Below are 9492 nucleotides of genomic sequence, written 5' to 3'. Positions count from 1 at the left end.
GAGCGCACGGGAGACTCGCAGCATGACAGGACAGAGCACGACCCCGCCGGGCTCCGGGATCCGTCCCGATCGGCGTCGTCGCTGTGCCTGCCGCCTCCGTGCCGTCCGGCTCCCCGGAGCCCGGCGGGGTCGTGCTCTGTCCTGTCATGCTGCGAGTCTCCCGTGCGCTCCACGGCCCGGACCATCGGGGGAACCCCTGATCCGACCCCGAGAGCACCCCCGATCGTGCGGCCGACCTGTTTGGATGCAGGGGTGAGCACAGTCCCCGGCACCGCCGTCCGCCCCCCGCTGCAGCGGCCGCGGACGATGCTGCTCGGCGGAGTGTGCACCGCGGTCGCCGACCACCTCGGCTGGAGCGTGCGGAGGACCCGCCTCCTGGCCGCCCTCACGACCGCGCTCGGCGGGGGCGGCGCGCTCCTCTACCTCTGGCTCTGGGCCCTGGTGCCCCTCGCGCCGCTCGACTCGCGCGACGCGGATCCGGCCGTCCGCCGCTCCGCTCCCGTGGCCGGCCTGCTGACCCTCGCCGCCGCCGTCGCGGCGCTCGCCGTGCTGATCGCCGTCGACAGCGGCGACGACGCCGACATCACGCGCGCGCTCGTCGCCGTCGGCCTGCTCGCGGGAGGAGCCGTCGGCTGGAGCCTCGGGCTCGACCGCGGCGACGCCGTCCGCCCCGCCCGGTACGGCTCCGCAGTGCGCCTCGCCTCCTGCGCGCTGCTGGTGCTCGCCGGAGCGGCCGTGCTCACCGGCCGCCCGAGCGCGCTCAACGCGGTGCTCGCCGTGGGCGTGCTGCTGATCGCCGCCGGCGTGCTGGCCGCGCCCCGGGTGGTGACCCTCTGGTCCGAGCTGATGGGCGAGCGCGCCGCCCGCGTGCGCGAGGAGCAGCGGGCCGAGATCGCCGCGCACCTGCACGACTCCGTGCTGCAGACCCTCGCGCTCATCCAGAACCGCGCCGGAGCCTCGAGCGAGGTCGCCCGCATCGCCCGCGCCCAGGAGCGGGAGCTGCGCGACTGGCTGTTCGAGCGCGACGTCCCGGTCGCCAACGACCTGGCCGCCGAGGTCCGGGCGATCGCCGCCGCCGTCGAGCTCGACTACCCCGTGCACCTCGAGGTGGTGGCTGTCGGAGCGTCCGTCCCCGGCGCCGCCGCGCTCCTCGCCGCGACCCGCGAGGCCGTGCTCAACGCGGCCCGGCACGCGGGCGGCGACGTCTCGGTGTACCTCGAGTCCTCCGTGCAGGGCGTCGACGTGTTCGTGCGCGACCGCGGCCCCGGCGTCGTCCTCGACGAGGTGCCCGGCGACCGCCTCGGCATCCGCGAGTCGATCATCGGCCGGATGGCGCGCGCGGGCGGCAGCGCGACCGTGCGCCCCGGAGTCGGCGGCACCGGCACCGAGGTGCATCTGCGGCTCCCCGCGGAGGTCGAGCGGTGACCCGCGTGCTGCTGGTCGACGACCACTCCATCTTCCGCTCCGGCCTGCGGGCCGACCTCGCCCCCGAGCTCGAGGTCGTCGGGGAGGCGGCCGACGTCGACTCCGCCGTCGGCCTGGTCGCCTCGCTCGCGCCCGAGGTGGTGCTGCTCGACGTGCACCTGCCGGGCGGTGCGGGCGGAGGCGGGGCCGAGGTGCTGCGGCGCAGCGCCGGGTCGTCGTCGCGCTTCCTGGCGCTCAGCGTCTCGGACGCCGCGGAGGACGTGGTCGGCGTGATCCGCGCGGGCGCCCGCGGCTACATCACCAAGGCCAGCTCCGGAGCCGAGGTGAGCCGGGCCGTGCTCGCGGTGGCGGGCGGGGACGCCGTGTTCTCGCCGCGCCTGGCCGGCTTCGTGCTCGACGCCTTCGGGGCGCTGGCGGGCGAGCAGGCGGAGTCGGTGGACGAGCTCGACCGGCTCTCGGCCCGCGAGCGCGAGGTGATGCGCCTGATCGCCCGCGGCTACGCCTACAAGGAGGCGGCCGCCGAGCTCTTCATCTCGGTCAAGACGGTCGAGTCCCACGTCTCCGCCGTCCTCCGCAAGCTGCAGCTCTCCTCCCGCTACGAGCTCACCGCCTGGGCCTCCGCGCGCCGCCTGCTCTGAGGCGCGCGCGAGCAGTCAACCCCGTCCCTCCTCCCGCTCCTGCCGTCCGACACTGTCGGGACACGACAGGAAAGGACGACCCGATGGTGACCACCACCCCCGCTCTCCCGACCCTGGCCGAGCTCCTCCGCGACTCCCGGCCCGTGTCGCAGCTCTACGTCGACCTCGCGATCGACTCCGGCGATCCGCCGGACATCTCGCTCGAGCGCGCCACGTCCCTCGGAGACGAGCTCGCCCGCCAGGGTGCGCCGCAGGCCGACATCCGGGCCCTCACCGCTCTGCTCGAGGGGGCCGGGCGCCCCCAGGGCGGCTGCTGCCTCTTCGCGGTCGCCGTGGACGGGAGGGTCGTGCTGAACGAGGTGCTGCCGGGTCGGCCGGTCGCGCCCGAGGGCGTCTCCTACAGCCCGCTCCCCGACATCGTGCCGCTGCTGCAGCACCGGCCCGACCTGCGCGTCCTCGTCGTCGAGACCTCGCGGGACGGCGGCGACATCCGCCTGCACCGCCTGGGCGCGCAGCGACCCGAGGCCGAGCAGGCCGTGCAGGGCCGCACCGACACCCTCCACAAGGCGCAGGCCGGCGGCTGGCGGCACGACCGGTTCCACCACCACGCGGAGGAGATCTGGCGGCGCACGCAGGCCGAGCTCGCCGCCGCGGTGGACGAGCTCGTGCGCGTGCACCGGCCGTGCCTGCTGGTCGTCGCGGGGGACATCCACGCCCGGCAGCTGCTCGCGCAGCAGCTCTCGCCGAGCAGCGCCGCGATCCTGGCCGTCGAGCCCGTGAACACGCGGGCCGCCGGCAGCGAGGAGGGGGCGCTGGAGCGGTTCGTCGACGAGCAGCTCGACCGCATCCTGTTGCGCGAGAAGGAGGACGTGCTCGACGCCCTGCGATCGGGGAGCCGCGCCGCACCGTCGAGTACTCGCTCGGCGCGATCGTCACGGCGCTGGCCTCGGCACAGGTCGAGACGCTGGTGCTCGACCCCGGCCGGCTGCGCGAGCGCGCTCTGCTGGCGCTCGCCGCGGAGCCGTGGGTCGCGTCGGCCCCGGAGGAGGCGCTGGGCGCCGAGGTGATCGACTCCGTCGACGCCGCCCTCGCGCTGGCCCGCGCCGCCGTGCTCACGGACGCGCGCGTGCTCGTCACCGACTCCCGCACCGCTCCGGAGGGGGTCGACGTGGTGACGCTGCCGCACGACGCCGACGCCGCGGCGATCCTCCGCTGGCGCACCGGCCCGCCGGTCCCGGGGGCCTGAGCGGCGGGTCCCCGAGCGTGGCAGGGCCCGGGCCCCGATCCTGTGATCGGTCCCGGGCCCTGTCCGGCCTCACGCCTGCTGGTCGTCCTCGCCCTCGGCGGCCGCGCGGCGGCGCGCTCCGAGTCCGAGCGCGGTGGCGCCCGCGGCCAGGAGCGCGGTGGCGCCCGCGATCAGGCCGACGCTCTCGACTCCGGTCGAGGCCAGCCCGCCGCCCGAGCCGCCGACGGGCAGCGGGGTCGGCGTGCCGGTCGGCGCGGTCGTGGGCACCGGGGACGGAGCAACGGTGGGCGCCGCAGTCGGCCCGGCGGTCGGTGCCGTGGTGGGAGTCGCCGTGGGCGCGGTGGTCGGCGGGGTCGTCGGTGCCGTGGTCGGCCCGGCGGTCGGCGTCGGAGTCGGCGCCACGACCTGCGACGCCGGCAGGATCTGCACGATGGTCGGACGCGGTGCCGCCACCGCTCCCGCCGCCGTCGATCCGTAGTCCGGGAAGAACGAGGTCGGCGCCTCGAAGGTGCCCTCCTCGCCCGGGTGCTGCACCGCCACGAACACGTGCTGGTCGAGGTCGTGGACGATCGGTCCGCAGGTCTCGGCGTCGCGGGGCACCGAGAGGAACTGCTCCACCCTGCCGCGCGTCGCGCCCTCGAGCGCGACCTTGAAGAGCCCGTCGTTGTAGCCGATGCCGCTCGGGGCGCCGTCGGTCGAGATCCAGAGGTTCCCTACCGAGTCGAAGGCCAGGTTGTCCGGGCACGAGATCGGCGAGACCTGGTCCGCCGGGAAGCCGGAGAAGTAGACGACGTCGCCCTGCGCCTGGTCGCCGCAGAGCATCAGCAGGTTCCAGGTGAAGGTGCGGCCGGTCTGGTCGCCGCCGTCCTCGATGATCTCGACGATGTGGCCGTCGCGGTTCTCGGTGCGCGGGTTGACCTCGGTCGCGCCCTCCTTGCCGCCCTCGGTGCCGCGGGCGGAGTTGTTGGTGCAGGCCACGTAGATCCGGCCGCTGACCAGGCTGGGCTGCACGTCCTCGCAGCGGTCCATCTTGGTCGCGCCCGCGGCGTCCGCCGCCTGGCGGGTGTGGACGAGCACCTCGGCGACGCTCATCCCGGCGATCGTCGAGGCGCCGTTCAGCACCAGGGGCAGCCACTCGCCGATCCCGTCGAAGCCGCCGTCCGAGGGGACCGCCCCGGTGCCGGTGATCTCGGCCACGGGGGAGTCGCCGGTGAAGCGGGCGACGTAGAGGTCGCCCTCCTCCAGCAGGGTCTTGTTGTGGGCGCGGTCGCCCTCGATGTAGCGCTTCGTCGAGACGAACTTGTAGAGGTAGTCGAAGCGCTCGTCGTCCCCCTGGTACGCGACCACGCGGCCGTCCGGGGCGATGATGACGTTCGCGCCCTCGTGCTTGAGCCGGCCGAGCGCCGTGTGCTTCTTCGGCGTGGAGTCGGGGTCGAAGGGGTCGAACTCCACGATCCAGCCGAAGCGGTTCGGCTCGTTCTCGTAGCCCGGGGTGCGGGCGTCGAAGCGGGGGTCGTCGAGCTCCCAGAGGCGCGAGGTCTCGGAGTCGGCGAGGCCGTAGCGCTTCTCGGCGTCGCTCGTGCCGACGGCGCGGAAGTAGCCGTTGAAGTTCTCCTCGCCCGAGAGGATCGTGCCCCACGGCGTCGTGCCCCCGGAGCAGTTGCCGAGCGTGCCGAGCACGGTGCGGCCCTCGGGGTCGGCGACCGTCTTCAGCAGGTCGGTGCCGGCGGCGGCGCCGGTCACCTCGTAGGGGGTGTCGAGCAGGTAGCGGCGGTTGCGCTCGCCCCCGCGGACGTAGGCCCACGGGCGGTCGACCGCGGTGCGGACCAGCTCGACGACGCTGAGGCCGTGGGCGGCGCGGCCGACGGCCCGCACGCGCTCCGGCTCCGCCTCGAGCTGCGCGGCCGGGAACATGATGCTCTCGTTCGTGTACTCGTGGTTCACGACGAGCAGGGCGCGGAGGCGCTTCGAGCCCGGGATCTCGACGATGTCGGTGTAGTCGTTGTTGTAGCCGAACTGCGCGGCCTGGGCGGCCTCCGTCTGGTCGGCGATGTCGAAGGCGGGGCTGTCGGCGAAGAGCGGGTCGCCCCAGCGGATGATCGGCTGCCAGGCGAAGCCCTCGGGGACGGTGAACCGGTCGACCGTGTACGGCACCGGAGCGATCGGAGTGAAGGCGAGCGGCGAGCCGTCGGCCGAGGTCGCCACGGCCGCCTCGGCGGCGGGCGCTCCTCCGGCGGAGGCGACGGCGACGGTGACCGCGCCGGCCAGGCCGAGGCCGAGGGCGCTGCGGCGGGAGAGCTGCGACGAGACGATGTCGCGGAAGTAGCTGTTGTGCGACGTGTTGCAGGTCGCGGTGGAGCAGGCGTTGGCGCACTTCAGCGCGCAGGTGACGGGGCTGCGCTTGCCGCGCACGTGGCCGGCCATCGGGAGGAGGAGCGGGCGGCGGGCGGCGTCTGACATGGAGGTCCTTCGATCACGAGCAGGAGACGCGATCGAGGCAAGCAGGGGGAGGGGGCGCCGATGCCGCCGGGTGGAGGCTCCTCCCTGAACGGATTGTGAACGTTCTCACAAGAAGGTGAGGCTCACCTTCCCTCCCGGCGGCCCTCCGAGCGCGCCTCCAGGACCGCCCCGACGTTCCCCGCGATCCACTCGACGACCGGCAGCAGCCGATCCGCCAGCTCCGCTCCCAGCGGCGTCAGCCGGTACTCGACGTGCGGCGGGACGACCGGCCGCGCCTCGCGGTGCACGAAGCCGTCCTCCTCCAGGATCCGCAGCGTCTGAGCGAGCATCTTCTCGCTGATCCCGCCGATCCGGCGCCGCAGAGCGCCCCAGCGCAGCGTGCCCGGAGCGAGCGCCGCGAGCACCAGGACGCCCCACTTGCTGGTGACGTGGCCGAAGACCTCGCGGCTCGGGCAGTCGGCGGAGTAGACGTCCCCGGCGAGCAGGGAGGAGTCGGCGATCGTCATGGGTGCTCCTCGGGACAGGGGTGATGACAGTACTAACGAAATAGTGGGTACTGCATTCCGGGAAGCAGGAGGAGGATGCGCCGGTTGCACCCTCCTGGCGGCGGACCCCGCCCGCCCCACCCGTCAGGAAGGACCCCTCATGACCCTCGTCGTCACCGGAGCCACCGGCCACCTCGGCCGTCTCGCCGTCGAGCACCTGCTCGCCCGCGGCACCGCCGCCTCCGACATCGTCGCCACCGGCCGCGACGCCGCGAAGCTCGAGGCGCTCGCCGCCGACCTCGGCGTCCGCACCGCCGTCGCGGACTTCGACGACCCCGCCTCGCTCGACGACGCCTTCTCCGGCGCCGAGGCCGTCCTCCTCGTCTCGGGCTCCGAGGTCGGCAGGCGCGTCGCGCAGCACACCGCCGCGATCGACGCCGCCGTCCGCGCCGGCGCGCGCCTGGTCTACACGAGCGCCCCGAAGGCGACCACGAGCGCGCTCATCCTCGCCCCCGAGCACAAGGCCACGGAGGAGGCGATCGCCGCCAGCGGCGTCCCCGCCGTCGTCCTCCGCAACGGCTGGTACAACGAGAACTACGAGCAGACCGTCGCCGAGCTCGCCTCCACCGGCAGCACCCTCTCGAGCGCCGGCGAGGGCCGCGTCGCCAGCGCCGCGCGCACCGACTACGCCGAGGCCGCAGCGGTCGCCCTGACCGACCCGTCCCTGGTCGGCACCGTGCACGAGCTCTCCGGCGACACCGCCTGGAGCTTCGACGAGCTGGCCGCGATCGTCGCCGAGGTCGCCGGACGCGACGCCGCGATCAGTCACGTCTCCTCCGACGAGCACGCCCGCGTCCTCACCGGCGCCGGCGTCCCCGAGGGCGGAGTCGGCTTCGTCGTCGGCCTCGACGCGAACATCGCCGACGGCCTCCTCGGCGGGACCGACGGCTCGCTCGCCCGCCTGATCGGGCGGCCGACCACGCCGATCCGCGCGTACGTCGAGGAGCAGCTCGGGCGCTGACGCTCCGGCGTCCCCGTCGGCCACCGTCCGGCTCGCAGGAGCAGTCCGCCCCCGCGAGCCGGACGGTGGCGCGCCCGGCCCTCCCGCGGCTCCGCGCCCGCCCTCCGCGGCTCCGCGCTCGACCCGCCGCACCTCGCGCCACCGTGTCGGCGCCCCGACGTAGGCTGTCCGCCATGACCTCGACGACGCCTCGCTCCGGTATCGACCGCTCCGAACTCGACCCCGCGACGCGCCCGCAGGACGACCTCTACCGGCACGTCAACGGGCTCTGGATCGACCGCACCGAGATCCCCGCCGACAAGGCGCGCTACGGCTCCTTCCACCTCCTCCAGGAGGAGGCGGAGAAGGCCGTGCGCGACATCATCGTCGAGGCGCAGACCGCGCAGCACGGCACCGAGGAGCGCCTGTTCGGCGACCTCTACGCCTCCTTCATGGACGAGGAGCGGGCCGAGGAGCTCGGCGCCGCCCCGATCGCCGACGACCTCGCCGCCGTGCAGCGGGTCGACTCGATCCCCGGCCTGCTCCGCGCGGTCGGCGCCTTCGAGCGCACCGGCGTCCCCGGGCTCTTCGGCCTCTTCGTCGACAACGACCCGGGAAGCCCTGAGCGCTACCTCGTCTTCGTCAACCAGGGCGGCCTCGGCCTGCCGGACGAGAGCTACTACCGCGAGGAGGAGTTCGCCTCCGTCCGCGAGGCCTACACGCCGTTCGTCGCGCGGATGCTGGCCCTGGCCGGCATCGACGCCGCCGAGGCCCGCGCCGAGCGCATCGTCGCCCTCGAGACCGACCTGGCCGCCGCGCACTGGGACAAGGTCCGCAGCCGCGACAGCCAGGCGACCTACAACCTCCGCTCCTGGTCCGAGGTCGAGGAGCTCGCCGCGGGCGTCGATCTCGGCGTCTGGCTCACCGCGATGGGCGCTCCGGAGGGGGCGCTCGCCGAGGTGGTCGTCCGCCAGCCGAGCTTCCTCCAGGGCCTCGCGGGCCTGCTCACCGAGGACCGCCTCCCGGCCTGGCGCGACTGGCTGTCCTGGCAGGTGATCCGCGGAGCCGCGGCCTACCTGTCCAGCGGCTTCGTCGACGCCAACTTCGACTTCTACGGCCGCACCCTCACCGGCACCCCGCAGAAGCGGGAGCGCTGGAAGCGCGCCGTCTCGCTCGTCGAGGGGTCGCTCGGCGAGGCGGTCGGCCGCACCTACGTCGCCCGCCACTTCCCCGAGACGGCGAAGGCCGCGATGGACGTGCTGGTCGCGAACCTCATCGAGGCGTACCGCCGCTCCATCGTCGACCTGGAGTGGATGAGCCCCGCCACCCGCGAGCGCGCGCTCGAGAAGCTCGCGAAGTTCACGCCCAAGATCGGCTACCCGGTGCGCTGGCGCGACTACTCCGCCCTCTCGATCGACCCGGCCGACCTGCTCGGCAACGCCCGCCGCGTGGCCGAGTTCGAGTTCGCCCGCGAGCTCGGCAAGATCGGCCGCCCGCTCGACCGCGACGAGTGGTTCATGACCCCGCAGACGATCAACGCGTACTACAACCCGGGCTTCAACGAGATCGTCTTCCCGGCCGCGATCCTGCAGTTCCCCTTCTTCGACGAGGCCCGCGACCCCGCCGCGAACTACGGAGCGATCGGCGCCGTCATCGGCCACGAGATCGGCCACGGCTTCGACGACCAGGGCTCGCGCTTCGACGGCGACGGCCGCCTCACCGACTGGTGGACCGAGGAGGACCGGGCCGCGTTCGAGGAGCGGACGAAGGCGCTCATCGCGCAGTACGACGCGCTCGCTCCCGCGACCACGCCCGGGCACCACGTGAACGGCGCCCTGACCATCGGCGAGAACATCGGCGACCTCGGCGGTCTCGGCATCGCCTGGAAGGCGTACCTGCTCTCGCTGGACGGCGAGGAGCCGCCCGTCGTGGACGGCCTGACCGGCGCCGAGCGCTTCTTCCTCTCCTGGGCGCAGGCCTGGCAGCAGAAGTCCCGCGACGAGGAGACGATCCGCCTCCTCGCCATCGATCCGCACGCTCCGGCCGAGTTCCGCTGCAACCAGATCGTCCGGAACATCGACGAGTTCTACGCTACTTTTGACGTCTCCGAAGGCGACGCCCTCTGGCTCTCCCCGAGCGAGCGCGTCACCATCTGGTAGTCGCCGCCGACCACCTCCGCAGCACGGACGAGGAGCCCCGGGCATCGAGAGCCGACCGATGCCGCGGGGTCGTCCGTCG

8 protein-coding genes are annotated in these 9492 nt (G+C 74.1%); 6 read left to right on the top strand and 2 right to left on the bottom strand.

The genetic code is table 11. The annotated features are described in order from the left end of the window. The first annotated feature begins 252 nt into the window (after positions 1 to 252). From C5C30_RS14460 to C5C30_RS14445, 4 genes are all read left to right on the top strand, one after another. Positions 253 to 1425 (top strand): sensor histidine kinase, encoded by a 1173-nt coding sequence (locus C5C30_RS14460; protein ID WP_104288862.1) that lies wholly within the window; start codon positions 253 to 255, stop codon positions 1423 to 1425. Continuing rightward, on the top strand, positions 1422 to 2063 hold the full coding sequence (locus tag C5C30_RS14455) for a response regulator transcription factor (protein WP_104225749.1): 642 nt from the start codon (positions 1422 to 1424) through the stop codon (positions 2061 to 2063). The genes C5C30_RS14460 and C5C30_RS14455 overlap by 4 nt, the downstream gene beginning before the upstream one ends. A gap of 83 nt (positions 2064 to 2146) precedes the next feature. Continuing rightward, positions 2147 to 3130: a Vms1/Ankzf1 family peptidyl-tRNA hydrolase gene (locus tag C5C30_RS14450; protein WP_104333987.1), complete on the top strand. Its 984-nt coding sequence runs from the start codon at positions 2147 to 2149 to the stop codon at positions 3128 to 3130. Then, on the top strand, positions 3127 to 3309 hold the full coding sequence (locus tag C5C30_RS14445) for a hypothetical protein (RefSeq protein ID WP_181131592.1): 183 nt from the start codon (positions 3127 to 3129) through the stop codon (positions 3307 to 3309). Before C5C30_RS14450 ends, C5C30_RS14445 begins: the two co-directional genes overlap by 4 nt. Before the next feature lie 69 nt (positions 3310 to 3378). On the opposite strand, the gene C5C30_RS14440 is transcribed toward C5C30_RS14445, so the two are convergent. Together C5C30_RS14440 and C5C30_RS14435 are read right to left on the bottom strand one after the other, a co-directional pair. Further along, positions 3379 to 5769 carry a PhoX family phosphatase gene (locus C5C30_RS14440; RefSeq protein ID WP_104333985.1) on the bottom strand — a complete coding sequence of 797 codons (2391 nt, stop codon included), beginning with the start codon at positions 5767 to 5769 and terminating at the stop codon, positions 3379 to 3381. Positions 5770 to 5891: 122 nt separating this feature from the next. Beyond that, complete coding sequence (locus C5C30_RS14435) at positions 5892 to 6275, bottom strand: helix-turn-helix domain-containing protein (protein ID WP_104333984.1); 384 nt, start codon at positions 6273 to 6275, stop codon at positions 5892 to 5894. Between the two features lie 139 nt (positions 6276 to 6414). On the opposite strand from C5C30_RS14435, the gene C5C30_RS14430 reads away from it, so the two are divergent. Both C5C30_RS14430 and C5C30_RS14425 read left to right on the top strand, forming a co-directional pair. Beyond that, entirely contained in the window at positions 6415 to 7275 is an 861-nt protein-coding gene (locus tag C5C30_RS14430; RefSeq protein ID WP_104262604.1) for an NmrA family NAD(P)-binding protein, read from the top strand. A gap of 173 nt (positions 7276 to 7448) precedes the next feature. Then, positions 7449 to 9413 carry a M13 family metallopeptidase gene (locus C5C30_RS14425; RefSeq protein ID WP_104260965.1) on the top strand — a complete coding sequence of 655 codons (1965 nt, stop codon included), beginning with the start codon at positions 7449 to 7451 and terminating at the stop codon, positions 9411 to 9413. Positions 9414 to 9492: the final 79 nt, after the last annotated feature.

The organism is Rathayibacter sp. AY2B5 (assembly GCF_002931645.1).
Lineage (GTDB): Bacteria > Actinomycetota > Actinomycetes > Actinomycetales > Microbacteriaceae > Rathayibacter.
This window is presented reverse-complemented; position numbering and strand designations above follow the sequence as displayed.

Excerpts from the sequence above, each read along its gene's own strand:
- C5C30_RS14450 (WP_104333987.1), top strand. The coding sequence starts at position 2,147 with ATGGTGACCACCACCCCCGCTCTCCCGACCCTGGCCGAGCTCCTCCGC.
- C5C30_RS14440 (WP_104333985.1), bottom strand. The coding sequence starts at position 5,769 with ATGTCAGACGCCGCCCGCCGCCCGCTCCTCCTCCCGATGGCCGGCCAC.
- C5C30_RS14435 (WP_104333984.1), bottom strand. The coding sequence starts at position 6,275 with ATGACGATCGCCGACTCCTCCCTGCTCGCCGGGGACGTCTACTCCGCC.
- C5C30_RS14430 (WP_104262604.1), top strand. The coding sequence starts at position 6,415 with ATGACCCTCGTCGTCACCGGAGCCACCGGCCACCTCGGCCGTCTCGCC.
- C5C30_RS14425 (WP_104260965.1), top strand. The coding sequence starts at position 7,449 with ATGACCTCGACGACGCCTCGCTCCGGTATCGACCGCTCCGAACTCGAC.